This is a genomic window from Streptomyces sp. RLA131, assembly GCF_056270125.1.
The window spans coordinates 911056-935962 of sequence record NZ_JBWDOQ010000002.1 but is presented as its reverse complement, the minus strand read 5'-3'; the positions used below and the strand labels follow the sequence as shown (position 1 = coordinate 935962).

Genomic DNA, 24907 nt, shown 5'->3' with positions numbered 1-24907 from the left:
CCTTCCGGCCTCCAGGCGATTCGGCCGGTTTCGCGGTAAATCCGTTATTCACTGTGGCCGTTCCCCTTCTGTCTCCGTGCCGGCGTTCCGCGCTGAGGAGGGGGCTGGCGGGTGCCGATCCTTTGGCGCAGCCTGCCCAGGTCGATCAGGGCGGTGGTCAGGATCTGCTCGGCCGATTCGCTGCGGCGCAGGCACTCCACTGCGTCGCTCCAGGCGATGTGCGCCTCGTGGAGGTCGCCGCGGTACTGGTGCAAAGAGCCGAGGTTCCGCAGCACGGTGCCGTAGGAGCCGGGGTCGGCCTCGGTGTCCAGGAGGTCGAGGGTGGCGGTGTAGGCATCCAGGGCGGCGGCGTAGGCGTCGTCCTGGCCGTCCTGTTTGGCCAAGTGCTGGTACGACTGGGCCAGGTTGTGCAGGAGCACGGCCCGCCTGGCCGGCACCACTCCGTCGAGATCCTGGTTCAGTACGTCCCGGGTCTGGTCGAGTGCGGTGCGAGCTTCGGTGTACTCGCCTGTCGTGATCAGGCAGTCACCCAAGGCGATCATGGTGGTGGTCAGAGAGAGGGGATCACCGGCGCGGCGTTTGTGCTCGACCGCCTTCCGGTAGTGCGCGGCGGCGGCCTGAACGTCGCCTGCCGAACGGTGGGTGTCGGCGATGTCGTGCAGGACGATTCCGTACAGCCCGGAGTTTTCCTCGGCATCAATCAGTTTCAAGGCGTCCCGGAAGCTCTCCAGAGCCTGCTCGAACCATGTCGAGGCTGGTGCACCGCCCTCAGGTACCACGTCAGCGTGTCCTTTCTGTTGTGAAAGACGACTCCGCCCCGCTGCGGCCAGTTGCCGGCCATGAGCAACTCGCCAGTAGGCAAGGCTGGACCGGGTACTGAGTGTGTGGGGGTGGTCTTCGCTCAGCACCCGCACCTGGTCGGCCAGGAGTTGCTCCAGAGCGGTGGCCGCGCGAGCGGCGTCTCCCGCCTGGCCCCGCCAGTGGGCGAGGCTGTGGCGGGCGGTGAGGGTGTCGGGGTGGTCTTCGCCCAGCACCCGCAGGCGGTCGGCCAAGAGCTGCTCCAGCGCGGCCACGGTGCCGGCGGCGTCCCCCACCTGGCCCTGCCAGTAGGCGAGGTTGTGGCGGGCGGCGAGGGTGTGGGGGTGGTCTTCGCCCAGCACCCGCACATGGTCGGCCAGCAGCGCTTCGAACTCGGTGGTGGCGCCGGCCGCGTCTCCTGCCTGGCCCCGCCAGCCGGCGAGGTTGTGGCGGGTGATGAGGGTCTCGGGGTTGTCCGGGCCCAGCACCCGTACCCGGTCGGCCAGCAGCTGTTCCAGCGCGGCCGCGGCGCTGGACATGTTCCCCGCCTGGCCGCGCCAGAAGGCGATGTCGTGGCGGGTGTCCAGGGTGTCGGGGTGGTCTTCGCCCAGCACCCGCAGCCGGTCGGCCAAGAGCTGCTCCAGCGCGTCCGCCGCGCCGGTCGCGTCCCCCGCCCGCCCCCGCCACCGGGCGATCTCGTGGCGGGTGTCCAGGGTGTCGGGGTGATCTTCGCCCAGCACCCGCACCTGGTCGGCCAACAGCTCTTTGCACTGGGTGGCGGCGCCGGCCGTATCCCCGGCCTGGCCTCGCCAGTAGGCGAGGCTGTGGCGGGCGGTGAAAGTGTCGGGGTGGTCGATGCCGAGGTGACGGGTGATGGTGTCGGTCAGCTGCTGGAAGTGGTCGCGGGCCGCGGCTGCCTGGCCGGCTTCGCCGAGGCTGGTGCCGGTGCGGTACAGCACCGGATGCGCGCGGGGCTGGAACAGGGCGTCATTGGCGCAGGCCGTCAGGGCAGTGGTGCAGGCGCGCAGGGAGGTGGCCAGGGCGGTGTCGCGTTCAACGTCGGGCCAAGCGGCCACGAGGGCGCCGGCTGCGGCGTTTACGGTCTCGCGGTGCCGGTCGGGAGTGAGGGTGTCGCGGGTGGCGTGCTGGACGAGCTGATGGACGCGGACGGCCTGGTTCGGGGTGTCCGGGGTGTGGTCGACGAGGCTGAGCCGGTGCAGGGCGCTCAGAGCGTGCAAGGCGTCCCGGGGGGAGACCGGGGCCGGCCGCTGTGTGGTGTCCGGGCCGGTCGGGGTGCGGTGTGCGGTGAGGTAGGTGAGCGCGGGGGCGCTGGTCAGGACGTCGTGGGGGATGCCGTTGGCATCGAGCAGGGCTGTCAGCTGGAGCATGGGGCGGGCCAGGCCGGCCGGCCGCAGGGAATCGGCACGGTCGATGGACAGTGACCAGGCGGCGGCCAGGGGGAAGGCATGGTCGTCGGGCAGGACATCGGGGGCGGCATCAGCCAGCGTGGTGGCGCGGTCGGCCAGCAGCTGGGCCCGGTAGGCGGCGACGCCGTCGCCGGTGTCGATGAGGTAGGCGGCGGCCTGGGCAAGAGCGAGTGGCAGCCGGCCCAGGTCGGCGGCGAGAGCGGCGAGCCGGTCGTCGGGCTCGGCGCGGTTGTGGACGGCAAGCGTGGCGGTCAGGTAGGCGACGGCCTCGGCTTCGGTGAACAGACCCACCTTGATCAGGCGGCGCCCGTGACCGGCGAGGGCGGCGTCCTTGCGGCGGGTGGTGACCAGGGTGCGGCCGTGCGGGCTGGCCGGCGGCCACAGTCCGTGCAGGTCGGCGGGGTCGGTGACGTCGTCCAGGACCACCAGCCACCGGCACGGACGTCTCTCGGGTTTGGGCTCCAGCCAGGCCAGAAAGGCCTTCGCCGCCTGGTCCGGGTCGGCGGGGTCGGCGCCCAGCACCTCTATGCCGGCCTGCGCGTACCCGGAGGTGGCCGCCACGGTGTTGCTGGCGGTGGTCCACACCAGCACGTCCACTTCGCCGGTCTGCCAGGCGGTGCGGGCGTAGTCGGCGGCCAGTTGGGTCTTGCCGACTCCGCCCATCCCCACCAGCACCCCGCCCGACAGGACTTCGCCCGCCGACTCGACGATGGTGGTCCCGCCTTCCGCCAGTGCCTGGCTCATCCGGGCCACCTCGGCGCGGTGCTGAAAGGAGTGCGCCCGGGACGGGATCACACCGACCTGGTGCGGCCAGGCCGCGGGCTGGCGCGGCGCCTGCTGCACCGTGGTCATGTTGCCGCTGACAGCGACCGCGCCCGGCCCCGTAGCGGTCGCATCCCCGCTGCGGGTCACCCGCGCCGGCGCCGTACGGGCGGCGCCGGTACCCGGCACCGGCCCGCGGTGGCCGCTCACCGCTTCCGCTCCGACGGCAGCCCGCGCGTCACCGGTGTCCGTCACGCTCACCTCGGTTACGTTGCCGGCAGGTTGGCCTGAGGCGGGAGCCGTCGGGCTGTCCGAGTGGTTGTCGGGCAGGTCAGCTGTAGTCGACACCCGTACTCGCCCTGCTGCCGGTCCCGTCCGCGACAGCGTCCCCGGTATTCCGCGCCGTCGCGGACCCACTGCCGGCGCCCTTCGGCCGCACCACCCCGGTGCTCGCCTTGCCGCCATCGGTCGCCCGACCGGTACCGGTGTCGACCGCGGTGTCCACCGGCCCCGCCGCCTGCAGTTCGGTCACCGCCCGCGCCAGCGCCTCGGCGAAGGCGGCGTCGCGCTCGGCCGCGTCCCCCAGGGAGTACGTCAGCCACTGCCGGGTGGTGTCCGAGGGTTCTTCCTGCCCGGCTTCGGCCTCCTCGGTCGCCCGCCGCAGTGCCGGGTCCTGGCCGAGCTTGCGGCTGACCAGGTCGTGCAGCCGGTCCATCCCGGCGTCCAGGCCCCGGTCGACCTCACCATCCGCCCGCCCCGTGACCCGTTTGGCCTTGCGTGCCAGCCAGGCGAACACATAACCGACCGCGATCTCCACACCCGGTATCACAGCAACCCCCTCAATCCGGCCGAAGACTGCGATCCGACCGTACCCACACACCCACCCCCGTGACCGCCCAAATGCCGCTCATGACCAACCTGTTACGGACGCCTTTGTCCAGGACCCCTACGCGCGGCTCACCGTCCGGCCGGATCAGGGCCTCGGCGCCGCCCAGCGCTCGGTGAAGGCCGCCGCGTCCCAGCTGCCGCCGAGCTGCGGGGCGAGCCACCGGCCGGCGGCGGCCCGGAAGTCCTCCGGCGGCAGGGAGTCACCGACACCTGCCGGGACCGCGCCGAGCAGGGCCGACCCGGCGGCCTCCGGCAGGTCGGCGAGGTTGCAGCGGGCGGCGAGGTCCGGCTCGTCGGGCCAGGAACCGATGATGACGCCGAGGCAGGTCAGGTCGCGCGCGGTGAGCGCCTCCGCGGTGAGGGCGACGGAGTTGAGGGTGCCCAGCCCGGCCTCGGCCACCAGCAGGACCCGGGCCCGCAGCAGCCGGGCGGCGTCGGCGAGGGTGGCGCCCTCGGCGTCGTACCGTACGAGCAGCCCGCCGGCGCCCTCGACCAGCACCACGTCGTGGACGGCGGCCAGTTTGGCCGCGGCCTCCGCGATGTCGGACGGTCCGACCGCCGTGAGTCCGGCCCGGCGGGCGGCGGTCACCGGGGCCAACGGCTCGGGGAACCGGGCGAGTTCCACCGCCGTGACCGGGCCGGCGAGCCGCGCGACCTCCGCCGCGTCACCGGGCTCGCCCTCCGCCACGCCCGTCTGGGCCGGTTTGAGCACCGCGACGCTCAGCCCCTGCCCCAGTGACGCGGCGGCGAGCGCGGCGGTCACCACCGTCTTGCCGATCCCCGTCCCCGTACCGCTGACCACCACAATCGCCATGAAGAACAGGCCCTTTCGACTTCGGTTCGCGTGCGGGCTCAGCCCGCGGCCGCCGCCGCGCACACGGCGGCGGCGATACCGGCCACGTCCTCGTCACCGGTGACGTAGGGCGGCATCGTGTACACCAGATCACGGAACGGCCGCAGCCACACACCCGCCCCCACCGCCGCGGCCGTGGCGGCGGCCATGTCCACCTCGTGGTCGAGCTGGACGACGCCGATCGCGCCCAGCACCCGTACGTCCCGTACCCCGGCGATCCCGGCGGCCGGCGCCAGGCCCTCCAGGAGCCCGGCCTCGATGCGCTTGACCTCCTGGGCCCAGTCCTGGCCCAGCAGCAGATCGATGGACGCGCAGGCCACGGCCGCGGCGAGCGGATTGCCCATGAAGGTCGGCCCGTGCGCCAGCACCGGCACCTCGCCGCGCGAGATGCCCTCCGCCACACGTGAGGTGCACAAGGTCGCGGCCATCGTCAGATAGCCCCCGGTGAGCGCCTTGCCGACGCACATCACATCGGGTGCCACCCCGGCGTGCTCCGCGGCGAACAGCGTGCCGGTCCGCCCGAAGCCGGTGGCGATCTCGTCGAGGACCAGCAGCACGTCGTACGCGTCGCACGCCTCGCGCAGCACCCGCAGATACGCGGGGGAGTGGAAGGACATGCCGCCCGCGCCCTGCACCACCGGTTCGACGATGACCGCCGCCAGTTCGTCCGCGTGCCGCCGTACGGTCTCCCGCAGGTGCTCCGCGTACGCCTCGTCGTACTCCGCCGGGGGCGCGTCGCCGAAGACCTGACGCGGCAGCACCCCGGACCACAGCTCGTGCATGCCGCCGTCCGGGTCGCACACCGCCATCGGCTGCCAGGTGTCGCCGTGGTAGCCGCCGCGCCAGGTCATCAGCCGGTGCTTGCCGGCCCGGCCCAGCGAACGCCAGTACTGCAGGCACATCTTGACCGCGACCTCGACCGACACCGATCCGGAGTCGGCCAGGAAGACGTGCCGCAGCGGCTCCGGGGTGATCTCGACCAGCTTCGCGGCGAGCCGCACGGCGGGCTCGTGGGTGAGCCCGCCGAACATCACATGGCTCATCCGGTCCAGCTGATCGCGCGCCGCGTCGTTGAGCACCGGGTGGTTGTAGCCGTGGATCGCCGACCACCAGGACGACATCCCGTCCACCAGCTCGCGTCCGTCCGCGAGCCGCAGCCGTACGCCCGACGCCGACTCGACGACCAGGGGGTCCGTACGGCCGGGCATCGGGCCGTACGGATGCCACACGTGCCGCCGGTCCAGGTCGAGCAGCTCGGCCGGGGTGAACTCAGGCATTGGGGGCGAGGTCCGTCCCGGCGCCCCGGCGGCGTACCGCGACCAGGTCCGTACGGGGCTCGGAAGCGGCGCCCGCGCTCGCGGCGGAGCCGCCGCACGGCCCGCAGCCGCCCCCGGCGTGCCCGGACTCCCCGCAGCCGCCGTCCCCGTGGCCCGCCTGCGCGCAGCCGCCCTTGCCGTGGCCGGCTTCCGGGCCCTCGTCCGCCACGCGGTGACCGGGCAGGGTCACCTGATCGGCGCCCTCCACCTCGAAACCGGCGTCGGCGATCATGTCCAGGTCGGCCTGCCCGGCCTGGCCCTCGCTGGTCAGGTAGTCGCCGAGGAAGATCGAGTTGGCCAGTTGCAGGGCCAGCGGCTGGAGACTGCGCAGATGCACCTCGCGGCCGCCGGCGAGCCGGACCTCCACGTCGGGGCAGACGAAGCGGACCATCGCCAGGATCCGCAGGGCGCGCTGCGGGGTGAGGTTCCACTCCTTGGCCAGCGGGGTGCCCTCGAACGGGATCAGGAAGTTGACCGGCACCGAGTCCGGGTCCAGCGCCCGCAGCGCGAACACCACGTCGACCAGGTCCTCGTCGGACTCGCCCATGCCGGCGATCAGCCCCGAGCAGGCAGACAGCCCGGCGGCGTGCGCCTTCTGGACGGTGTCCACCCGGTCGGCGTACGTGTGGGTGGTCGTGATGTCCCCGTACGTCCCCTCGGAGGTGTTGAGGTTGTGGTTGTACGCGTCCGCGCCCGCCGCCCGCAGCCGCTCGGCCTGGCCGTCCGAGAGCAGCCCGAGGCAGGCGCACACCTCGACGTCCTCGTTCTGCTCCTTGATCGCCTCGATCGTCTGCGAGACCCGGTCCACGTCCCGGTCCGTCGGGCCCCGGCCGCTGGCCACCAGACACACCCGCTTGGCGCCGCCCGCGACCCCGGCGGCGGCCGCCTTCGAGGCCTCGTCCGGCTTGAGCCAGGTGTACTTGAGGATCTCGGCCTTGGAACCCAGCCGCTGCGAACAGTACGAACAGTCCTCGGGGCACAGCCCCGACTTGAGGTTGACGAGGTAGTTGAGCTTCACCCGGCGGCCGAACCACTGACGGCGCACCCGTCCGGCCGCGGCCACCACGTCGAGCAGGTCGTCGTCGGAGGTGGCGAGCACCGCCAGGGCCTCGTCCCGGGTGGGCAGCTCACGGCGCAGCCCCTTGTCCACCAGCGTCTTCAGCAGATCCATAGCCGCGATCCTGACGCAAGCCACCGTCCCCGGCCAAGGGCGGAACCCACAACACCGCTAAAGCGAGGTGTGTGCATCACCACACCGAGTCACCGGGCCGCGAGCGCTACGTTGCTGGCAACAGCCCCGTTGCCGCCGCCGACCACACCAGACCACACCCTCAGGGACCGACCATGAGCAGCGTCACACCCGACCCGTTCGACTGGATCGACGCCCACGCCGACCGGCGCCGCCGCGCCGGACTGGTGCGTACGCTGCGCCCCAGGCCGGCCGTCTCGCCGCTGCTGGACCTGGCGGGCAACGACTACCTGGGTCTGACCCGGCATCCGGAAGTCACCCGTTCGGGTGCCGACGCGTGCCTGCGCTGGGGTGCCGGCGCCACCGGCTCCCGGCTGGTCACCGGCAGCACCGAACTCCACGCCGAGCTGGAGGCGGAGCTCGCCGCCTTCTGCGGTTTCGAGGCGGCCCTCGTCCTGGCCTCGGGGTACGCCGCCAACCTGGCCGCCGTCACCGCGCTCACCGGCCAGGGCGCTCTGATCGTCTCCGACAGCGGCAACCACGCCTCGCTCATCGACGGCTGCCGGCTCTCCCGCGCGGAGACCACCGTGGTCCCGCACTCCGACCCGCAGGCCGTGCGCAAGGCCCTGGAGGGCCACGGCGGCCCCGCTGTGGTGGTCACCGACTCGGTCTTCTCGGTGGACGGGGACGCAGCCCCGCTGCCGGCGCTGGCCACCGTGTGCGGCGAGGCGGGCGCGGCCCTGCTGGTGGACGACGCCCACGGGCTGGGGGTGCTCGGCCCCGGCGGCCGGGGTGCGGCCGCCGCGGTGGGACTGGCCGGGGCGCCGGGGCTGGTGTGCACCGCGACGCTGTCGAAGTCGCTGGGCAGTCAGGGCGGTGTGGTCCTCGGGCCGGCGCGGGTGATCGAGCATCTGGTCAACGCGGCCCGCACCTTCATCTTCGACACGGGCCTGGCCCCGGCCGCCGCCGGTGCCGCGCTCGGCGCGCTGCGGCTGCTGCGTCGCGAGCCGGAGCGTGCCGAGCGGGCCCGTGCGGTCGCCCGGGAGCTGTACCGGCGGCTGACCGCCGAGGGGCTGACGGCGGCCGCGCCCGACGCCGCCGTGGTGTCGGTGCGCGCGCCCTCACCGGAGGCGGCGGTGCGCTGGGCGGCGGACTGCCGGAGCGAGGGGCTGTCGGTCGGCTGCTTCCGTCCGCCGTCGGTGCCGGACGGGATCTCCCGGCTGCGGCTGACCGCCCGTGCTGACCTGACGGATCGTCATATTGCTGACGCGGTCGATGTGATCGTGCGCACGGCGCCGCGCCGGACTCCCTGATTCAAGATCCGGTGAAGGTGGCTGAACATGACCGAATGCACCGAATGGCTGAATTCATTCGGTGCATTCGGCGCATTCGGTGTTGGCCGGTGGCTGTCGGTCTCAGCCGCTCCCGGTCACCACGGTGCCGAGAAAGCGGGTCCACGCGGCCGGCCCGAAGAGCAGTGCCGGTCCTCGCGGATCCTTGGAATCGCGTACGGCAAGCCGTCCCGAACGAAGGGCGGCCGTCTCCACGCAGTTGTTCGCCGCGGTGCTGTGGCTGCTGCGGTGCCACGTCGCCTCGGCGAGATCCTCACTGGACGATACGTACCGGGGCTGTGTGGGGGGTGCGGGGGGCATCGTGCCTCCTTATGCGCCTGTGCCGGTCCCGGCGATGCCGGAGATATGGGCCAACGAGTCTTGGTGCGACAGGGCGTGGGAGCGCAATCGGTCGAACGCGGCGCTGTACGCCTTGAGGTCTTCTTTCCGATCCAGATAGAGACTACTCGTCAAATGGTCGAGAACAACCACGTCCAGATCAGCAATGCGCGGAAATGAGAAGATTACGAAAGGACCGGTCACGCCGATGTGACCGCCAGCCGAGAAGGGCAGTACCTGCAACCGGACATGGGGCAACGACCCGATTTCGACAAGATGGCGTAATTGCGCCGCCATGACCCTCGGGCCGCCGACTCCGCGCCGCAGCACCGCCTCGTCCAGCACCGCCCACAGCTCCATGGGCGAGCCGGCCCGCAGCACCGCCTGCCGCGCGATCCGCACATCGACCAGCGCGTCCACCTGACGCGGCCCCAGCTGCGGCATCACGGACCGGGTCAGCGCCCGCGCGTACGCGGGGGTCTGCAACAGCCCGGGCACCACGGTGGTCTCCAGGGTGCGGGCCCGCCGGGCGTCGGTCTCCAGGGTGATGAAGTCCCGGTAGGCCGAGGGCAGTACCTCCCGGTACTCCTGCCACCAGCCGCCCCGCGCGCCCTCGCCGGCCAGGGCGTCCAGTAACTGCCGCAACTCCGCGTCGCGTACCCCGTAGGCGTCCAGCAACAGGGACACGTCCTCGGGGCGGACGCTGCTGCGCCCGGTCTCGATCCTGCTCACCTTCGACTGGTGCCAGCCGACCAGGCGGGCCGCCTCGCCGCTGGTCAGGCCGGCCAGATCGCGCTGGCGGCGCAACTCGGTGCCGAGCTTGCGGCGGCGTACGGCGGGCATGTGCTGCATCCGGTTCCCTCCTTCTGGGCCCGGCGCGCGCGGGTGCCGGGTGTCCGTGCGCAGTCTGCCCCGCGAATACGTTCTCGCGTAGCAGAGTTCACCGCTTTGGGGGACAGATATATGCATATCGCGGTGGACGGACCGGATTAACGGCACCATGGTGGCACTCTGGCGCTAAGCGGTCGTCCTCGGGGCGTACCGCACGCCGGGGTGCCGGGCACGGCCGGAAAGGGACATGTCGCCATGGCAGACCACCAGGAAGCATCCGTCACCCTGCCGAGCGATCCTGGCTCGGTCCCGGCGGCACGTCGTTGGGTCTGCGGGCTCCTGGCGGAATGGGGAATGCCCGGAACCGCGCCCGCCGTGGACGCCGTGCGTCTGATCGTCTCCGAACTCGCCACCAACGCCGTGCTGCACACCTTCGGACAGTCCCCCACCTTCACCGTCGACCTGCGGCTCGAACGCGAGGAGCAGCTGCGGATCGGGGTCACCGACAGCCACCCCCGCTGGCCGCAGCGGCTCCCGGCCGCCGTCCAGCAGGACAACGGGCGCGGAATGGTGATCGTCCGTCACCTGGCGGCGGAGTCCGGCGGCAAGCTGCTCGTCACCCCGACGGACGACGGCGGGAAGACGGTCTGGATCACCCTTCCGTGGCGCGCCTCCGGCCGAGCGACCACGGCAGCACGGCCCACAGGCCCGTGCACACCGCAAGGGTGCCCGCCGCGGCCGTGACGCCCGCGGCCCGGCCCAGGACCACATCCACCACCAGCATCACCGCGCCCGTGAAGGACAGTGCCAGTACGACGAGTCCGGCGCCGGCCAGCCATGAGGACACACTGACGATCCGCCGCTTGGCATGGCGGCGGAACAGCCCGCGGTGCACCGCCGCCGGAGCGGTGAACAGGGCGGCGGCCAGCATCGACAGCAGCAACGTCGTGATGTAGGTGCCGCGTTGCGCGGCGTCCAGCGTCGTGAAGCGCTGGGTGAACGCCAGCGTCAGCAGGAACGCGAACAGTACCTGCACCCCGGTCTGGGTGACCCGCAGCTCCTGGAGCAGCTCCGAGAAGTTCCGGTCGTCACGCTCCGGCGCGGTCTCGCGCCGTACGTCACCGGCTGCCGCCGTGCCGTCCGTTCCACCTGTCGGTTCGTCGTTCATGGGGTGATTCTCGGCCCCGCCGCCGTCAGGCACGCCGGTGTCGCCGCCCCGCGCGCGGCGGCCGCCCCTGAGGACGGAACGGCCAGGACCGGCGCGTCACCGTCCCGGCCCCGTACGGCCCTGGGTGAGGGCGGTGACCGTGCCGGGCCCACCGGCCTCAGCCGTGCGGCCCGCCGACCAGCAGTGCCTCGGCGCCCACCGGTGTGAATCCGGCCGCCAGCAGCGCCCGCACGCTCGCCGCGTTGCCGGGGGCGATCTGGGCCCAGAGCATCGCGCTCTCCGGTACGAGGTGCCGTGCCGCCAGAGCCAGCCTGCGGCCCAGTCCCCGGCCCCGGGCGTGCGGTTCGACCTCGACCGCGACCTCCCAGCGGCCGGCGACCCCGCGTCCGGTCAGCACGGTGCCGCCGGGAACGGTCCAGGCCCGGACCTCGTCGCGGTGCAGCAGGGCGCGGGTGATCCGCGGATGGCCGCCGTCCTCGGTGGGTTCCAGGGCCAGGTCCGCGGTGACCGGGGGAGGGCCCGGCAGTGCGGGGGCGAGCGTCAGCAGGTCGAGGTTGTTGACCCGGCGCCCCAGGTGTGCGCAGAGCGCGGTCAGGAAGGGCGGGTTCAGCGGTGCGGACAGGTCGTCGGCCGGCAGCAGGCCGCGTACCCAGCCCGGATCGGCGTCGGCGAACACCACGGTGTGCGCGGTGAAGGAGATGATCCCCGCGTCGCGCGGCGAGGGCTGGGGCACGACGGTCACGCCGCCGTCGGCCGGCGGGAAGAGGCCCCTGGCGGCGTCGGCCAGGATCCGTCGCAGGGTCGGCGGGGTCACGGGTGCCTCCAGGTGTGCCAGGTGTGCCAGGTGTGCCGGGGGTGCCGGGGTGCCGGGGGTGACCGGTGGGTGCGGGGCCGTCCGGACGGCCCCGCACCCACCGGTCACGTCATGTCAGCTCAGGTCAGCTCACCCGCCCGTACCAGACGCTGTGGGTCCAGATCTTCTCCAGCCGGACCTTCTTCCCCGGTTTGGGGGAGTGCCAGATCTTGCTGTGACCCGCGTAGATCCCGACGTGGTAGACGCTGCTCCCGGAATGGAAGAACACCAGGTCGCCACGCTTGCGGTGGGAGGCGGATATGTGGTGGGACTTGTTGTACTGAGCGGCCGCGGTGCGTGGCAGCTTCTTGCCCGCCCTCTTGAACGAGTAGAGGGTGAGCCCGGAGCAGTCGAACCGGTGGGGGCCGGCGGCTCCGTACTTGTAGGGCGATCCCTTCTTCGACGCGGCGATCTTGAGTGCCTTGCCGGCCAGTGTCGCGGCGTCCGCCTGTGTGGCGAGACCCGGAAGCACCGCCGGCCCGGCGACCGCTGCGGCGGTGAGGGCCGAGGCGGCCCCCACCCTGGACAGAAGTGCGGAAACGCCAGTTCGCGCAGTCATGCGCAACCCTTCGTCGTCCGCCTGCGAAGGATGACCTGTCGGGTTCGGGCAGGCGAAGATGCCCGGCCGCTGACGCGGCTTCACCCCAAGGGGACGACCCGGTTCTCACCGGGCGACCCCGTCGTGCCTGGGTCCTCCGTTCCTGCCGGATGCATATGTCGACCTGGCATCCGGACAGCGGCAGGACTCGGCGTCCGCCCGGACCGCCCGCCGGGATGGCGGGGCTTGTCGTCGAAGGGATGATCACTCACGGAAGCGGTCAATTCCTAACCGAAACGGTCGATTGTGAGTCTCTTCACGGCCCGCCTATTCGGGTGGACTTCCGTGGAACGGGGTTTGGTTGACCACCCGTGCGGAGCCCCGCACCAGGGGTCCGACGGCGCCGCACCGGTCCGGAGCAGCCGGACCGCGCGGCTCGCCTCATACCCAACAGCTACGCACGACTACTTCATTCAGGGGATGCCGTATGGTCCTCAGTCCGCCCCGAGGGGTGGCCGATCGGGCGGCAGGGCCACCAGGGCGGTGCGCCGCTCGCCGTCGAGCACCCGCAGGGCACGGTCCAGCGTGGCGGTGTGCACCTCGCTCTCGCCGCGGGTGTGCATCAGGGTGAGCGCGTCCCGCAGTTCGGCGGCCCGCGAGACCAGGGCCTGCGCCGCGCGCAGCCCGCTGTAGGTGTCCCTGGAGCGGGCCGGGTTGATCCTGCCGAGCAGGTCCGCGACGGCCAGGTAGGCGTCGACCAGCTCGCCCTCGGCCCGGGTCAGCGCCGGCAGCGGCGGCAGTTCCGGCACCACCGGGGCTCACCCGGTCTTGCGGCTGAGGGTGATCTGGTCGATCAGCCCGTAGGCGAGGGCGCCCTCGGCGTCCAGGAAGTGGTCGCGCTGGATGTCGGCGCGGATCCGCGCGGCGTCCCGGCCGGTGTGCCGCTCCAGCATCTCCTCCAGCAGTTCACTCATCCTGCCGATCTCCCGGGCCTGGATCTCCAGGTCGGTGGTCTGACCCTGGATCACATCGCCCAGCGACGGCTGATGGATCATGATCCGGGCCCGCGGGGTCGCCAGCCGCTTCCCCGGCGCGCCGGCGGCCAGCAGCACCGCGGCCGCCGAGGAGGCCTGGCCGATGCACACGGTCGCCACGTCGCACATGACGAACCGCATCGTGTCGTAGATGGCGGTCATCGCGGTGAAGGAGCCGCCGGGGGAGTTGATGTAGAGGTACACGTCCTGCTCGGGCGCGGCGCTCTCCAGATGGATCAGCTGCGCCATCACGTCATTGGCGGACGTGTCGTCGATCTGCGTGCCCAGGATGATCACGCGCTCCTGGAGGAGCTTGGAGTAGGGATCCATCGTCCGCACCCCGCTGCTGGTGCGCTCGGTGAACTCCGGCAGGACGTAGCGGGCGGTCGGATGGGACATCGCTGCACCTCCATCAGTAAAAAATGTACAGGACGTACATCCCGTTATGATGGTGAGCATGGCCCATGAAGTCCCGGTGACACAAGCGCGTGCCGAGCTCGCGGAACTGATCAACCGCGTTGTCTACGGCGGTGAACGCGTGGTCGTGACCCGTCACGGCAAGCCGCTCGTCGCTCTCGTATCGGCGGCTGACCTGGAACGACTCCAGCAGCTGGATCTGCCGGAGGAGGAGCGGGTGGTCAGTACCGTCTCCTCGGTGCGGCAGTCCGCGTCCGCCACGGGCGAACGGCGCCGCTTCGGCATCGCCGCGGAACACCGGGGGACGACCCACGGCTGATCCGCGACCGGCCCGCGGCTGGCCCATGCCCGGCCCGCGGACGGCCCGCGTCCGCGCCCGCGCCGCGCCCGGCCCGGTCGTCGGCGCGTGGCCGCAGCCTCACGCGATCACCGCACGTAACGTGAGTTAACTCCGCCGAAACGCCGCCGAACTAACCTGCGGCTTCCGGATAACGGAAGCCAGAATCCGCAATTGTGAGGTGTGGCCATGCAACTGACCCCCCACGAGCAGGAACGCCTGCTCATCCACGTCGCCGCCGACGTGGCGGAGAAGCGGCGGGCCAGGGGTCTGAGGCTCAACCACCCCGAGGCGATCGCCCTCATCACCTCGCACATCCTCGAAGGCGCCCGGGACGGCCGCACCGTCGCCGAGCTCATGGCGTCGGGCCGCAGGGTCCTCACCCGGGCCGACGTCATGGAGGGCATCCCCGAGATGATCCACGACGTGCAGGTCGAGGCGACCTTCCCGGACGGCACCAAGCTCGTCACCGTCCACGACCCGATCGCCTGAGGAGCGCGCCCGTGATCCCCGGAGAGATCCTGTACGCGGACGAGCCGATCGTCCTCAACGAGGGCCGGCCCGTCACCCGGCTGACCGTCCTCAACGCCGCCGACCGCCCCGTGCAGGTCGGCTCCCACTACCACTTCGCCGAGGCCAACCCGGGGCTGGAGTTCGACCGCACCGCCGCCCGTGGCCTGCGCCTGGCCATCGCCGCCGGCACCGCCGTGCGCTTCGAGCCCGGCATCCCGGCCGAGGTCGACCTGGTGCCGCTCGGCGGCGAACGCGTGGTCGCGGGGCTGCGTGGCGAGACCGGAGGAGCCCTCGACGTGAGGGAAGCGAACGGAGAAGACGATGCGTGAGCTCTCCCGTGCCGCGTACGCGGACCTCTTCGGCCCCACGGCGGGCGACCGTATACGGCTCGCCGACACCGATCTGCTGATCGAGATCGAGCAGGACCTGTCCGGCGGCCCCGGCAACTCCGGCGACGAGGTCGTCTTCGGCGGCGGCAAGGTCATCCGCGAGTCCATGGGCCAGTCACGCGCCACCCGTGCGGAGGGCACCCCGGACACCGTCATCACCGGTGCCGTCATCCTGGACCACTGGGGCATCGTCAAGGCCGACATCGGCATCCGCGACGGCCGGATCGCCGCCATCGGCAAGGCCGGCAACCCCGAGACCATGGACGGCGTCCACCCGGACCTGGTCATCGGCCCCGAGACCGAGATCATCGCCGGCAACGGCAAGATCGTCACGGCCGGCGCCATCGACGCCCACGTCCACTTCATCTCCCCGACCATCGTCGACGAGGCCCTGTCGGCCGGCATCACCACCATCGTCGGCGGCGGCACCGGCCCCGCCGAGGGCACCAAGGCCACCACCGTCACCCCGGGCCCCTGGCACCTCGCCCGGATGTTCGAGGCCCTGGAGCACTACCCGGTCAACCTCGGGCTGCTCGGCAAGGGCAACACCGTCTCCACCGAGGCGATGTACTCCCAGCTGCGTGGCGGCGCCCTCGGCTTCAAGATCCACGAGGACTGGGGCTCCACCCCCGCCGCCATCGACGCCTGCCTCAACGTCTGCGAGGCCACCGGCGCCCAGCTCGCCATCCACACCGACACCCTCAACGAGGCCGGATTCGTCGAGGACACCCTCGCCGCCATCGCCGGCCGGGGCATCCACGCGTACCACACCGAGGGTGCCGGCGGCGGTCACGCCCCCGACATCATCACCGTCGTCTCGCAGCCCAACGTGCTGCCGTCCTCGACCAACCCGACCCGCCCGCACACCGTCAACACGCTCGACGAACACCTCGACATGCTGATGGTCTGCCACCACCTCAACGCGGCCGTCCCCGAGGACCTGGCCTTCGCCGAGTCCCGGATCCGGCCCAGCACCATCGCCGCCGAGGACTTCCTCCACGACATGGGCGCCATCTCGATCATCTCCTCCGACTCCCAGGCCATGGGCCGGGTCGGCGAGGTCGTCCTCCGCACCTGGCAGACCGCCCACGTCATGAAGAAGCGCCGGGGGACACTCCCGGGCGACGGCCGCGCCGACAACCTCCGTGTACGTCGCTATGTCGCCAAATACACCATCAACCCCGCCGTCGCCCAGGGCCTCGACGCCGAGGTCGGCTCCGTCGAGAGCGGCAAACTCGCCGACCTCGTCCTGTGGGACCCCGCCTTCTTCGGCGTCAAGCCCCAACTCGTCATCAAGGGCGGCCAGATCGCCTACGCCCAGATGGGCGACGCCAACGCCTCCATCCCCACCCCCCAGCCGGTCATGCCGCGCCCCATGTTCGGCGCCATCGGCCGCGCGCCCGGCTCCAACTCCGTCAACTTCGTCACGCGGACCGCCCTGGACGACGGCCTGCCCGAGCGGCTCAAGCTCGGCAAGCAGTTCGTACCGATCCTCAACACCCGGGCCGTCACCAAGGCCGACATGCGCGAGAACGACGCACTGCCCCGCGTCGAGGTCGACCCGGACACCTTCACCGTCCGTATCGACGGCGACGTCATCGATCCCGCCCCGGCCACGGAACTGCCCATGGCCCAGCGCTACTTCCTGTTCTGATCATGGAAGCCACCCGCGCCGCGCTGCTGGTACTGGCCGACGGCCGCTTCCCGGCCGGCGGCCACGCCCACTCCGGTGGCGCCGAGGCCGCCGTCAAGGCGGGCCGGATCACCGGTCCCGCCACCCTGGAGGCCTTCTGCCGGGGAAGGCTGGCCACCTCAGGACTGGTCGCGGCGGCACTGGCCGCCGCCGCGACCGCCGGGCTCGACCCGCTGCTCCTGGACGAGGCGGCCGACGCCCGCACCCCCTCACCCGTCCTGCGCGCCACCGCCCGCAGGCTCGGCCGGCAGCTCACCCGCGCCGCCCGGGCCGCCTGGCCGTCCCCCGAGCTCAGCGCCCTCGCCGCCGCCCGGCCACGCGGCGCCCACCAGCCGGTCGTGCTCGGCCTCGCGGCCCGCGCGGCCGGCCTGACCCCGCTGGACGCCGCCCACGCCGCCGCGTACGAGTCCGTCACCGGCCCGGCGACCGCCGCCGTACGGCTGCTGAGCCTGGACCCCTTCGCCGTCACGGCGGTCCTGGCCCGGCTCACCCCCGCCCTGGACGACGTGGCGGCCCGCGCCGCCGGGGCGGCGCGCCGCGCCCTGGACGAGGGCGTCGGCGCCCTGCCCGCCGCGTCGGCGCCCCTGCTCGACATCTACGCGGAGCAGCACGCCACCTGGCCGGTCCGCCTCTTCGCCTCCTGACGACCCGACCCCACCCGGAGCCGACCATGCACCTCGACCACGACCACGACACCTACCCCGAGCGGTACGCCTACGGCTCACCGGCCACCCGCCCCGACGGCTCACGCCGCGCCCTGCGCGTCGGCCTCGGCGGCCCGGTCGGCTCCGGCAAGACCGCCACCGTCGCCGCGCTCTGCGCGAGCCTGCGCGACCGGCTGTCCATCGCGGTGGTCACCAACGACATCTACACCCGCGAGGACGCCGAGTACCTGCTGCGCAACGCCGTCCTGCCGCCCGAGCGGATCAGCGCCGTCGAGACCGGCGCCTGCCCGCACACCGCGATCCGCGACGACATCTCCGCCAACCTCGAAGCCGTCGAGGACCTGGAGGAGACCGTCGGCCCGCTCGACCTGATCCTGGTGGAGTCCGGCGGCGACAACCTCACCGCCACCTTCTCCAAGGGGCTGGTCGACGCCCAGATCTTCGTCATCGACGTCGCAGGCGGCGACGACATCCCCCGCAAGGGCGGCCCCGGGGTCACCACCGCCGACCTGCTGGTCATCAACAAGACCGACCTCGCCCCGTACGTCGGCTCCGACCTGGAGCGGATGGCCGTGGACGCGAAGGCCCAGCGCGGCGACCTCCCCGTCGCCTTCACCTCGCTGGTCGCCGAGGGCGGGGTCGGCCCGGTCGCCGACTGGATCCAGGAGCGGCTGACCGCCTGGACCGCGGCCCCGGCATGACCGGAGTCCGCGCCACCGCCCGCGTCACCGCCGCCCCCGACGGCCGGGGCGGCACCGCCCTGCCGCTGCTCACCGGCGACGGGCCGCTCGCCCTGCGCCGTACCCGGGCCACGGGGAGCCCCCGGGAGGCCCATGTCACCGTCGTCGGCGCCATGAGCGCGCCGCTGGGCGGCGACCGGCTCGCGCTGGAGGCCGTCGTGGAGCCCGGCGCCGCACTGCGGATGACCTCGGCCGCGGCCACGGTCTCCCTCCCGGGCCGCACCGGCGAGCGGGCGTGGTACGACGTACGCCTGACCGTCGGCGAGGACGCCGTCCTGCACTGGCTGCCCGAGCCCCTCATCGCCGCCGCCGGCAGCGACCTGGCGCTCACCACCACCGTCGAACTCGCCCCCGGCGCGCGCCTGGTGCTCCGCGAGGAGCAGATCCTCGGCCGTACCGGCGAGGAACCGGGCCGCCTCACCACCCGGCTGACCGTCCGGCTGGCCGGCCGCCCGCTGCTCGACCAGGAACTCTCCTTCGGCCCCGGTGTCCCCGGCTGGCAGGGCCCCGCCGTGCTGCACGGCCACCGGGCGACGGGCCAACTCCTGATCGTGGAACCGGAGTACGCCGAGAAGCCGCCCGCCGCCCGGATCCTGTCCGCGGACCCGGCCGGGGGCGAGGGCGTCCTGACCCCGCTGGCCGGTCCGGCCGTCCTGCTCACCGCCGTGGCCCCGGACGGGCTGCGACTGCGCCGGATGCTGTCGGCTAGCGTGACCCCGTGACCAATATGATCAACAGCGATTCCCCCGGCCGCCACGGCCCCACCGCCACCACCGAGGCCGACCCGGACCGCGTCGGCTCCGTCCGTACCGAGTACGCCCCGGCTCACGACGGCGACCCCGATCCCGGCGAAATCGTCTGGACCTGGGTCCCGTTCGAGGAGAACGACGGACGCGGCAAGGACCGCCCCGTCCTGGTGGTGGCCCGCGAGCGGACCGGCACCCTGCTCGCCGTGCAGCTCTCCAGCAAGGAGCACAACGAGGACCAGGAGTGGCAGCCCATCGGCGTCGGCCCCTGGGACCGTACCGGCCGCCCCTCCTGGGTCAATCTCGACCGGGTGCTGCGCGTCCACCCCGACGGCATGCGCCGCGAGGCCTGCGCGCTGGACCGGGGCCGCTTCAACCTCGTCGTCAACCGCCTCAAGGAGCGCTACGGCTGGTCCTGAACCGCGCGCCGGTCCAGGCCCGGGAATCTCACGGCTTGGTAAAGAAACGCGGGCACGGCCTGTTCCCGGACGCCCGAGGGACGAAAGGATCCCCCTGGCCGCCACAAGCGGCAACAGTCAACAGGGGGAGACTTCTTCGTGAGACGCATCGCCGTACTCGGCGTGACCGGCGCACTCATAGCCGGTGCCGCCGCAGCAGCCGCACCGACGACAGCCACCGCCAGGACCGCCACCGCGGCCACGGCGGCGGCGGGAAAGAAGGCCGGCGACGGCCGGGCCGAGGCGTACGGGGTGAGGATCGCCGCCGCCCGCGCCGCGAAGGCCGGCATCGACTGGGCGGCGTGCCCGGCGGACTGGGGATTCGAGTCGCCCATCCAGTGCGGCTATGTGACGGTCCCGGTGGACTACGCCAAGCCGAACGGCAGGACGATCAGGATCGCCGTCGACCGCATCGGCAACACCGGCACCGCCGCCGAGCGCCGGGGCGCCCTCATCTACAACCCCGGTGGCCCCGGCGGCTCCGGCATGCGTTTCCCGCGCCGGGTCACCACCAAGAACGCCATCTGGACGGCGACCGCCAAGGCGTACGACTTCGTGGGCTTCGACCCGCGCGGTGTCGGCCACTCCGCGCCCATCTCCTGCGCCGACCCGCAGGAGTTCGTCAAGGCGCCCAAGGCCGATCCGGTCCCGGACAGCGAGTCCGACAAGGCCGCGCAGCGCAAGCTCGCCAAGGAGTACGCGCAGGGCTGTGTCGAGCGCACCGGCCGCGCCGTGCTGTCCCAGATGACGACGCCGAACACGGCTCGCGACATCGACGTCATCAGGGCCGCTCTCGGTGAGAAGAAGCTCAACTACCTCGGTGTCTCGTACGGCACCTACCTCGGCGCGGTCTACGCCACCCTCTTCCCCTCCCATGTCCGCCGCATGATCGTGGACAGCGTGGTCAACCCCTCGACCCGGCAGATCTGGTACCAGAACAACCTGGACCAGGACGTGGCCTTCCAGGGCCGCTGGAACGACTGGGAGGCGTGGGTGGCGAAGTACGACTCCGTCTACCACCTCGGTGACACGCCCGCGAAGGTCCAGGCACGGTGGGAGACCCTGCGGGCCACGGCGAAGGCCGACCCGATCGGCGGCGTCGTCGGCCCGTCCGAGCTGCTGGGCTTCTTCCAGAGCGCCCCGTACTACGACTCGTCGTGGGCGACCGTGGCCGGTGTGTGGAGCCAGTACGTCGCCGGCGACACCCAGGCACTCGTCGACGCGGCCGGCCCGGACCTGAGCGACACCGCGGGCAACATCGCCTCGGAGAACGGCAACGCCGTCTACACGGCCGTCGAGTGCACCGACGCCAAGTGGCCGACGAGCTGGCGTAAGTGGGACCGCGACAACACCGCGCTGAACGCCAAGTACCCCTTCCTCACCTGGTCCAACGCCTGGATGAACCTGCCCTGCGCCACCTGGGGCGTCCCCCAGCGCGACCCGCTGGAGATCCGGACCGGCAAGGGCCTGCCCAAGGTCCTCATCGTCCAGAGCACCCGTGACGCCGCCACCCCCTACGCCGGGGCCGTGGAACTGCACCACCGGCTCAAGGGCTCCGAGCTCATCACCGAGCAGGGCGCCGGGTCGCACGGTGTCACCGGTCTGGTCAACGCCTGCGTCAACGACCGGGTGACGGGCTACCTCGTCGACGGGACCCTCGACGGGCACGACGTGACCTGCGCCGCGCACGCCGCCCCCGTTCCGCCCACCACCGGCTGACCCCTCCCGTACCCGCGCGTGGCGACGACCGCGCGCTACGCGCGGGTACGCGGGGCCCCGGCCAGCCAGCGGTCCTCGGCGGCGTAGCCGAAGATGTCCAGGCCCGGGTGGCCGTAGATCCGGGCCAGCGTCGGGAACACCTCACGCCAGTGGCGCTCCCGCAGCGCGTCGACCGTCCAGCCGACGGTGTCCGGCAGCGAGTCCTCGTACGTCGTCACGGCCCGGTAGCCCAACTCCCGTTCCGCCGCGGCCATGTCGAAGACCGCGGGCAGCGGGACCGCCCACGGCGAGACGCCGACCCCCTGGGCGGTCGGGGCGCCGTCCAGCGGCACGGTCTCGCACGTGTACCCGAGCACCGCGTCGACGGCCTCCCCGATCGCGGCCACCGTGGGGGTGTGCGGGTCGGCCGCGTTGAGCACCCGCGAGCCCGGCCTGCGGGCGGCCAGCCGCACCAGCTCGGCGATGTTGGAGGTGTGCACCGGGCTGAAGCGGCTCAGGCCGTTGTACGCGAGCACGCGGACCGGGCGCCCGTCGAGCGCCCGCTTGACGAAGTACAGCTCGCGCAGCATCGGGCTGTGCCGTCCGTGAACCGCCCCCGCCCGCAGCAGTGTGGTGGGCAGCCGGTCGCCGGCTGCCAGCAACTCCCGCTCCAGGGCCACCTTCCTCGTACCGTACGTGGCCTCGCCCGGTGCCACCGTCGGACAGGTCTCGGGGATCGGGTCGGGGTAGACCGGGAAGCCGTCCGGTTCGCCCTGGGTGTCGAAGCTGCGGCCCTGCGCGTCCTGGTACACGGCCGCGCTGGAGACGACCACGGCCGAGCCGACGCGGTCCGCGAGGCCGAGCAACTGCCGGGCGTGCCCGGCGTCGTAGGCCACGCAGTCCACCAGGACGTCGCAGCCGTCCCCGATGGCGGCCGCCAGCGCCGCGGAGTCCTCCCGGTCCACCCGTACCGGCGTCACGTCCGCGGACCGGCTCTCGTCGGTGGCCCCGCCGCCCCCGCCGCCCCCGCCGCGGGAGGCCGCCCGCACCCGCCACCCGTCCTCGGCCAGCGCGCGCACCGCGGCCCGTCCGATCTGCCCGCCCGCCCCGATCACGAACGCTGTTCCCGCAGTTGTCGTCATGGGTGCGACGCTACGGAGCCGGTGCGGCCGTCACCAGCCTGGTTCGCCCTGCGCGGATCCGCCACGGGCGTAGCGGCCTTTGACGTGTACTCGACGATCGGATGGTTGTTCCGGAATACTGCTTCCGGATGCCGGACCCCCATGTCGGAGGCGCGCATGACCCGTTGGGCCGTTCCCGATGTCCTGCGACGCTCCCGCAGCGTCGCACCGCCCGGCTGGAGCCGCTGGCTGGTGCCGCCCGCCGCCCTGTCCATCCACCTCGCCATCGGCCAGGTCTACGCCTGGAGCGTGTTCAAGCCGCCCCTTGAGTCCTCGCTCGGACTGTCCGGCACCCTCAGCGCCCTGCCGTTCCAGCTGGGCATCGTCATGCTCGGCCTGTCCGCCGCGTTCGGCGGCACCCTCGTCGAACGCAACGGCCCCCGCTGGGCGATGTGCGTGTCCCTGGTCTGCTTCTCCTCCGGCTTCCTGATCGCCTCGCTGGGAGCCGCGACCCGCCAGTACTGGCTGGTCGTGCTCGGCTACGGCTTCGTCGGCGGCACAGGCCTGGGCATCGGCTACATCTCACCGGTGTCCACCCTCATCAAGTGGTTCCCCGACCGGCCCGGCATGGCCACCGGCATCGCCATCATGGGCTTCGGCGGCGGCGCGCTGATCGCCTCGCCCTGGTCCGCGCAGATGCTCAAGTCCTTCGGCGCGGACTCCTCGGGCATCGCGCTGGCCTTCCTCGTCCACGGCCTCGTCTACGCCGTCTTCATGTCACTGGGCGTGCTGCTGGTCCGGGTACCGCCGCCCGGCTGGAAACCCGTGGGCCGGACACCCCCGGCCCCGACGACCGTACGCCCGCTGGTCAGCGCCGACGGCGTCGGCGTATCGGCCCGCAACGCGATCCGCACCCCGCAGTTCTGGTGTCTGTGGGTGCTGCTGTGCTGCAACGTCACCGCCGGCATCGGCATCCTGGAGAAGGCCGCGCCCATGGTCCAGGACTTCTTCGCCGGCACCTCGGTGCCCGTCGGGGCGGCGTCCGCGGCCGGTTTCGTGGCGATGCTCTCGCTCGCCAACATGGCCGGCCGGTTCGTCTGGTCCAGCACCTCCGACCTGATCGGCCGCAAGAACATCTACCGCCTCTACCTCGGCGCGGGCGCCCTGAGCTATCTGGTCATCGCGCTGGCCGGAAACGCCTCCAAGGCGCTGTTCGTCATCTGCACCATGCTCATCCTGTCCTTCTACGGAGGCGGCTTCGCCACCATCCCCGCCTATCTGAAGGACCTCTTCGGCACCCATCAGGTCGGCGCCATCCACGGCCGGCTGCTCACCGCCTGGTCCACCGCGGGCGTCCTCGGCCCGCTGATCGTCAACGCCGTCGCCGACGCCCAGAAGTCGGCCGGCCGCACCGGCCCCGCCCTCTACACGGCGTCCGTCTACATCATGGTCGGGCTGCTGGTCGTCGGCTTCGCCGCCAACGAACTCGTACGTCCCGTCCACCCCCGCCACCACGAGCCCCCGGCGGAACAGCCGGCCGGCGCCGTACCGGAAGGAGACCGGGCATGAACACCACCGACCGCCGCGCCCTGGTGGCCCTGGCCTGGCTCTGGGTCGGACTGCCCTTCGCCTACGGCCTGTACGAGCTGGGCCAGAAGGCCGCCAAGCTCTTCAACGGCTGACCACGCCACCGCCCTCGGACCCCGGGCCGGGCTCCGGCTCCGGCCCTGCCTCGACGCCGGACTTGGACTTGGACTTGGCCTTGGCGGCCTCGGCCGCCTCCGCCTTGGCTTCGGTGGCGTAGCGGTCCACGTACTCCTGCCCGGACATGCCGAGGATCGCGTACATGATCTCGTCGGTGACCGAACGCACCACGAAACGCTCGCCGTCCATCCCCTCGAACCGGGAGAACTCCAGCGGCTCGCCGAAACGGATCGTCACCCGCCTGATCCGGGGCAGTACCCGGCCCGCCGGCTGGATCTCGAAGGTGCCCACCATGGCGCACGGCACCACCGGGACCCCCGCCTTGAGCGCCATCCGGGCCACCCCGACCCGGCCCTTGTAGAGCCGCCCGTCGTGCGAGCGGGTGCCCTCCGGATAGATGCCCAGCAACTCACCGCGTCCCAGCACCCCCAGCCCCTCCCGGAGCGCCGACTCGCCCGCGTTGCCGCCCGACCGGTCCACCGGGATCTGCCCCGCGCTGCGGAAGAACGCCGCGACCAGGCGTCCCTTGAGGCCCGGCCCGGTGAAGTACTCCTGTTTGGCGAGGAAGGTGATGCGGCGCGGCAGTATCGCCGGCATCAGAAAGTGGTCGGAGAAGGACAGATGATTGCCGGCGACGATCGCCGCGCCCTCGGCGGGGATGTTCTCCAGCCCCTCGATCCTCGGCCGGAACAACAGCCTCAGCAGAGGCCCGAGCAGAACGTACTTCAGTACGCGGTAGAACATCGCCGGAGTCTCCCCGTCTCGGTACGGGAGCGCCCCGCCCCCACTGACGTGCACGGTAGTGGCGAAGGCGGGGGCCGCGCGAGCCCCGCGGAGGTCAGCGGGGTACGCGGATCGCCAGCACACCCGCCGTCGTGGCCCCCAGTACCACCCACGCGAACCACAGCCAGCCGTTCGCCCCCAGCGCCACGGTGTAGGCGGTGACCGCGACCAGGCATGCGACGGTGCACACCGCCATCGCCTTCGCAGAGGTCTGCATCGACGCCCTCCTCCCCGGGGGCCGCACCGGCGGCCAGGGCCTCCATGGTCGCCCCACCGGCGCCCGGACGCCACTGCCCGGACACCCCTGCCCGCACGC

At 72.4% G+C, this 24907-nt stretch carries 28 protein-coding genes and 1 riboswitch; of the genes, 13 read left to right on the top strand and 15 right to left on the bottom strand.

Going from position 1 to position 24907, the window contains the following annotated elements; genetic code table 11:
* Positions 1 to 44 precede the first annotated feature (44 nt).
* The 5 genes from RWE79_RS05090 to bioB form a co-directional block, all read right to left on the bottom strand.
* Positions 45 to 3248, bottom strand: a complete 3204-nt coding sequence (locus RWE79_RS05090; RefSeq protein ID WP_475938805.1) for a tetratricopeptide repeat protein — start codon at positions 3246 to 3248, stop codon at positions 45 to 47.
* 70 nt (positions 3249 to 3318) lie between these two features.
* On the bottom strand, positions 3319 to 3804 hold the full coding sequence (locus RWE79_RS05085) for a hypothetical protein (RefSeq protein WP_475938804.1): 486 nt from the start codon (positions 3802 to 3804) through the stop codon (positions 3319 to 3321).
* Positions 3805 to 3960: 156 nt separating this feature from the next.
* On the bottom strand, positions 3961 to 4689 hold the full coding sequence (bioD, locus tag RWE79_RS05080; RefSeq protein WP_475938803.1) for a dethiobiotin synthase: 729 nt from the start codon (positions 4687 to 4689) through the stop codon (positions 3961 to 3963).
* Positions 4690 to 4727: 38 nt separating this feature from the next.
* On the bottom strand, positions 4728 to 6005 hold the full coding sequence (locus tag RWE79_RS05075; RefSeq protein WP_475938802.1) for an adenosylmethionine--8-amino-7-oxononanoate transaminase: 1278 nt from the start codon (positions 6003 to 6005) through the stop codon (positions 4728 to 4730).
* Positions 5998 to 7215 (bottom strand): biotin synthase BioB, encoded by a 1218-nt coding sequence (gene bioB, locus RWE79_RS05070; RefSeq protein ID WP_475938801.1) that lies wholly within the window; start codon positions 7213 to 7215, stop codon positions 5998 to 6000. The genes RWE79_RS05075 and bioB overlap by 8 nt, the downstream gene beginning before the upstream one ends.
* A 173-nt stretch (positions 7216 to 7388) precedes the next feature.
* Between bioB and RWE79_RS05065 the strand changes: the two genes are divergently transcribed.
* Positions 7389 to 8546: an 8-amino-7-oxononanoate synthase gene (locus tag RWE79_RS05065; protein WP_475938800.1), complete on the top strand. Its 1158-nt coding sequence runs from the start codon at positions 7389 to 7391 to the stop codon at positions 8544 to 8546.
* A 102-nt stretch (positions 8547 to 8648) separates the two neighbouring features.
* Here RWE79_RS05065 and RWE79_RS05060 read toward each other — a convergent pair whose 3' ends face one another.
* Together RWE79_RS05060 and RWE79_RS05055 are read right to left on the bottom strand one after the other, a co-directional pair.
* Complete coding sequence (locus tag RWE79_RS05060) at positions 8649 to 8885, bottom strand: DUF397 domain-containing protein (RefSeq protein ID WP_475938799.1); 237 nt, start codon at positions 8883 to 8885, stop codon at positions 8649 to 8651.
* Positions 8886 to 8894: 9 nt separating this feature from the next.
* Positions 8895 to 9755: a helix-turn-helix domain-containing protein gene (locus tag RWE79_RS05055; protein WP_475938798.1), complete on the bottom strand. Its 861-nt coding sequence runs from the start codon at positions 9753 to 9755 to the stop codon at positions 8895 to 8897.
* A 234-nt stretch (positions 9756 to 9989) separates the two neighbouring features.
* On the opposite strand from RWE79_RS05055, the gene RWE79_RS05050 reads away from it, so the two are divergent.
* On the top strand, positions 9990 to 10478 hold the full coding sequence (locus RWE79_RS05050; RefSeq protein WP_475938797.1) for an ATP-binding protein: 489 nt from the start codon (positions 9990 to 9992) through the stop codon (positions 10476 to 10478).
* Here the strand turns inward: RWE79_RS05050 and RWE79_RS05045 are convergent.
* The 5 genes from RWE79_RS05045 to RWE79_RS05025 all read right to left on the bottom strand — a co-directional run bounded on the left by RWE79_RS05045 (position 10387) and on the right by RWE79_RS05025 (position 13726).
* The gene (locus tag RWE79_RS05045) at positions 10387 to 10902 is read right to left on the bottom strand and encodes a DUF6328 family protein (RefSeq protein ID WP_475938796.1); all 516 of its coding nucleotides are present in this window, start codon (positions 10900 to 10902) and stop codon (positions 10387 to 10389) included. The two genes, RWE79_RS05050 and RWE79_RS05045, sit on opposite strands and share 92 nt — an antisense overlap.
* A 157-nt stretch (positions 10903 to 11059) precedes the next feature.
* Entirely contained in the window at positions 11060 to 11716 is a 657-nt protein-coding gene (locus tag RWE79_RS05040; RefSeq protein WP_475938795.1) for an N-acetyltransferase family protein, read from the bottom strand.
* Between the two features lie 124 nt (positions 11717 to 11840).
* Positions 11841 to 12314 (bottom strand): C40 family peptidase, encoded by a 474-nt coding sequence (locus RWE79_RS05035; RefSeq protein ID WP_475938794.1) that lies wholly within the window; start codon positions 12312 to 12314, stop codon positions 11841 to 11843.
* A gap of 3 nt (positions 12315 to 12317) precedes the next feature.
* A riboswitch (cyclic di-AMP (ydaO/yuaA leader) is annotated at positions 12318 to 12478 on the bottom strand.
* A 309-nt stretch (positions 12479 to 12787) separates the two neighbouring features.
* On the bottom strand, positions 12788 to 13105 hold the full coding sequence (locus RWE79_RS05030) for a hypothetical protein (RefSeq protein ID WP_475938793.1): 318 nt from the start codon (positions 13103 to 13105) through the stop codon (positions 12788 to 12790).
* Between the two features lie 6 nt (positions 13106 to 13111).
* The gene (locus RWE79_RS05025) at positions 13112 to 13726 is read right to left on the bottom strand and encodes an ATP-dependent Clp protease proteolytic subunit (RefSeq protein WP_475938792.1); all 615 of its coding nucleotides are present in this window, start codon (positions 13724 to 13726) and stop codon (positions 13112 to 13114) included.
* A 58-nt stretch (positions 13727 to 13784) separates the two neighbouring features.
* On the opposite strand from RWE79_RS05025, the gene RWE79_RS05020 reads away from it, so the two are divergent.
* The 9 genes from RWE79_RS05020 to RWE79_RS04980 all read left to right on the top strand — a co-directional run bounded on the left by RWE79_RS05020 (position 13785) and on the right by RWE79_RS04980 (position 21004).
* Positions 13785 to 14063, top strand: a complete 279-nt coding sequence (locus RWE79_RS05020) for a type II toxin-antitoxin system Phd/YefM family antitoxin (protein WP_475938791.1) — start codon at positions 13785 to 13787, stop codon at positions 14061 to 14063.
* Between the two features lie 207 nt (positions 14064 to 14270).
* Complete coding sequence (locus tag RWE79_RS05015) at positions 14271 to 14573, top strand: urease subunit gamma (RefSeq protein WP_475938790.1); 303 nt, start codon at positions 14271 to 14273, stop codon at positions 14571 to 14573.
* An 11-nt stretch (positions 14574 to 14584) separates the two neighbouring features.
* Entirely contained in the window at positions 14585 to 14923 is a 339-nt protein-coding gene (locus RWE79_RS05010; protein WP_475938789.1) for an urease subunit beta, read from the top strand.
* Complete coding sequence (locus RWE79_RS05005) at positions 14916 to 16637, top strand: urease subunit alpha (protein ID WP_475938788.1); 1722 nt, start codon at positions 14916 to 14918, stop codon at positions 16635 to 16637. Before RWE79_RS05010 ends, RWE79_RS05005 begins: the two co-directional genes overlap by 8 nt.
* 2 nt (positions 16638 to 16639) lie before the next feature.
* Positions 16640 to 17320 carry an urease accessory protein UreF gene (locus RWE79_RS05000; protein WP_475938787.1) on the top strand — a complete coding sequence of 227 codons (681 nt, stop codon included), beginning with the start codon at positions 16640 to 16642 and terminating at the stop codon, positions 17318 to 17320.
* A 26-nt stretch (positions 17321 to 17346) separates the two neighbouring features.
* Entirely contained in the window at positions 17347 to 18042 is a 696-nt protein-coding gene (gene ureG, locus RWE79_RS04995) for an urease accessory protein UreG (RefSeq protein ID WP_475938786.1), read from the top strand.
* A complete protein-coding gene (locus RWE79_RS04990) occupies positions 18039 to 18803 on the top strand; it encodes an urease accessory protein UreD (RefSeq protein ID WP_475938785.1) in 765 nt (254 codons plus the stop codon). Before ureG ends, RWE79_RS04990 begins: the two co-directional genes overlap by 4 nt.
* 5 nt (positions 18804 to 18808) lie before the next feature.
* On the top strand, positions 18809 to 19246 hold the full coding sequence (locus tag RWE79_RS04985) for a type II toxin-antitoxin system PemK/MazF family toxin (RefSeq protein WP_475945606.1): 438 nt from the start codon (positions 18809 to 18811) through the stop codon (positions 19244 to 19246).
* 138 nt (positions 19247 to 19384) lie between these two features.
* The gene (locus RWE79_RS04980) at positions 19385 to 21004 is read left to right on the top strand and encodes an alpha/beta hydrolase (RefSeq protein ID WP_475938784.1); all 1620 of its coding nucleotides are present in this window, start codon (positions 19385 to 19387) and stop codon (positions 21002 to 21004) included.
* A 35-nt stretch (positions 21005 to 21039) separates the two neighbouring features.
* Here the strand turns inward: RWE79_RS04980 and RWE79_RS04975 are convergent, their stop codons facing one another.
* Positions 21040 to 22125, bottom strand: a complete 1086-nt coding sequence (locus RWE79_RS04975) for an NAD-dependent epimerase/dehydratase family protein (RefSeq protein WP_475938783.1) — start codon at positions 22123 to 22125, stop codon at positions 21040 to 21042.
* A 156-nt stretch (positions 22126 to 22281) separates the two neighbouring features.
* Here RWE79_RS04975 and RWE79_RS04970 point away from each other — a divergent pair, with 156 nt between their 5' ends.
* Both RWE79_RS04970 and RWE79_RS04965 read left to right on the top strand, forming a co-directional pair.
* Positions 22282 to 23673: an L-lactate MFS transporter gene (locus tag RWE79_RS04970; RefSeq protein WP_475938782.1), complete on the top strand. Its 1392-nt coding sequence runs from the start codon at positions 22282 to 22284 to the stop codon at positions 23671 to 23673.
* Positions 23670 to 23786, top strand: a complete 117-nt coding sequence (locus RWE79_RS04965; RefSeq protein WP_475938781.1) for an MFS transporter small subunit — start codon at positions 23670 to 23672, stop codon at positions 23784 to 23786. Before RWE79_RS04970 ends, RWE79_RS04965 begins: the two co-directional genes overlap by 4 nt.
* On the opposite strand, the gene RWE79_RS04960 is transcribed toward RWE79_RS04965, so the two are convergent.
* Together RWE79_RS04960 and RWE79_RS04955 are read right to left on the bottom strand one after the other, a co-directional pair.
* Positions 23776 to 24552 carry a lysophospholipid acyltransferase family protein gene (locus tag RWE79_RS04960; RefSeq protein ID WP_475938780.1) on the bottom strand — a complete coding sequence of 259 codons (777 nt, stop codon included), beginning with the start codon at positions 24550 to 24552 and terminating at the stop codon, positions 23776 to 23778. The genes RWE79_RS04965 and RWE79_RS04960 overlap by 11 nt on opposite strands.
* A gap of 94 nt (positions 24553 to 24646) precedes the next feature.
* A complete protein-coding gene (locus tag RWE79_RS04955) occupies positions 24647 to 24808 on the bottom strand; it encodes a hypothetical protein (RefSeq protein WP_475938779.1) in 162 nt (53 codons plus the stop codon).
* Between the last annotated feature and the right edge of the window lie 99 nt (positions 24809 to 24907).

Bases quoted from the DNA above. Each gene is read 5' to 3' on its own strand.
- RWE79_RS04985 (WP_475945606.1), top strand. From the start codon at position 18,809: ATGATCAACAGCGATTCCCCCGGCCGCCACGGCCCCACCGCCACCACC.
- RWE79_RS05075 (WP_475938802.1), bottom strand. From the start codon at position 6,005: ATGCCTGAGTTCACCCCGGCCGAGCTGCTCGACCTGGACCGGCGGCAC.
- RWE79_RS05000 (WP_475938787.1), top strand. From the start codon at position 16,640: ATGGAAGCCACCCGCGCCGCGCTGCTGGTACTGGCCGACGGCCGCTTC.
- ureG (WP_475938786.1), top strand. From the start codon at position 17,347: ATGCACCTCGACCACGACCACGACACCTACCCCGAGCGGTACGCCTAC.
- RWE79_RS04960 (WP_475938780.1), bottom strand. From the start codon at position 24,552: ATGTTCTACCGCGTACTGAAGTACGTTCTGCTCGGGCCTCTGCTGAGG.
- RWE79_RS04965 (WP_475938781.1), top strand. From the start codon at position 23,670: ATGAACACCACCGACCGCCGCGCCCTGGTGGCCCTGGCCTGGCTCTGG.
- RWE79_RS05035 (WP_475938794.1), bottom strand. From the start codon at position 12,314: ATGACTGCGCGAACTGGCGTTTCCGCACTTCTGTCCAGGGTGGGGGCC.
- RWE79_RS05025 (WP_475938792.1), bottom strand. From the start codon at position 13,726: ATGTCCCATCCGACCGCCCGCTACGTCCTGCCGGAGTTCACCGAGCGC.
- RWE79_RS04990 (WP_475938785.1), top strand. From the start codon at position 18,039: ATGACCGGAGTCCGCGCCACCGCCCGCGTCACCGCCGCCCCCGACGGC.
- RWE79_RS04975 (WP_475938783.1), bottom strand. From the start codon at position 22,125: ATGACGACAACTGCGGGAACAGCGTTCGTGATCGGGGCGGGCGGGCAG.
- RWE79_RS05005 (WP_475938788.1), top strand. From the start codon at position 14,916: ATGCGTGAGCTCTCCCGTGCCGCGTACGCGGACCTCTTCGGCCCCACG.
- RWE79_RS05060 (WP_475938799.1), bottom strand. From the start codon at position 8,885: ATGCCCCCCGCACCCCCCACACAGCCCCGGTACGTATCGTCCAGTGAG.
- RWE79_RS05045 (WP_475938796.1), bottom strand. From the start codon at position 10,902: ATGAACGACGAACCGACAGGTGGAACGGACGGCACGGCGGCAGCCGGT.
- RWE79_RS04955 (WP_475938779.1), bottom strand. From the start codon at position 24,808: ATGCAGACCTCTGCGAAGGCGATGGCGGTGTGCACCGTCGCATGCCTG.
- RWE79_RS05065 (WP_475938800.1), top strand. From the start codon at position 7,389: ATGAGCAGCGTCACACCCGACCCGTTCGACTGGATCGACGCCCACGCC.
- bioB (WP_475938801.1), bottom strand. From the start codon at position 7,215: ATGGATCTGCTGAAGACGCTGGTGGACAAGGGGCTGCGCCGTGAGCTG.
- RWE79_RS05020 (WP_475938791.1), top strand. From the start codon at position 13,785: ATGGCCCATGAAGTCCCGGTGACACAAGCGCGTGCCGAGCTCGCGGAA.
- RWE79_RS05050 (WP_475938797.1), top strand. From the start codon at position 9,990: ATGGCAGACCACCAGGAAGCATCCGTCACCCTGCCGAGCGATCCTGGC.
- RWE79_RS05055 (WP_475938798.1), bottom strand. From the start codon at position 9,755: ATGCAGCACATGCCCGCCGTACGCCGCCGCAAGCTCGGCACCGAGTTG.
- RWE79_RS05015 (WP_475938790.1), top strand. From the start codon at position 14,271: ATGCAACTGACCCCCCACGAGCAGGAACGCCTGCTCATCCACGTCGCC.
- bioD (WP_475938803.1), bottom strand. From the start codon at position 4,689: ATGGCGATTGTGGTGGTCAGCGGTACGGGGACGGGGATCGGCAAGACG.
- RWE79_RS04970 (WP_475938782.1), top strand. From the start codon at position 22,282: ATGACCCGTTGGGCCGTTCCCGATGTCCTGCGACGCTCCCGCAGCGTC.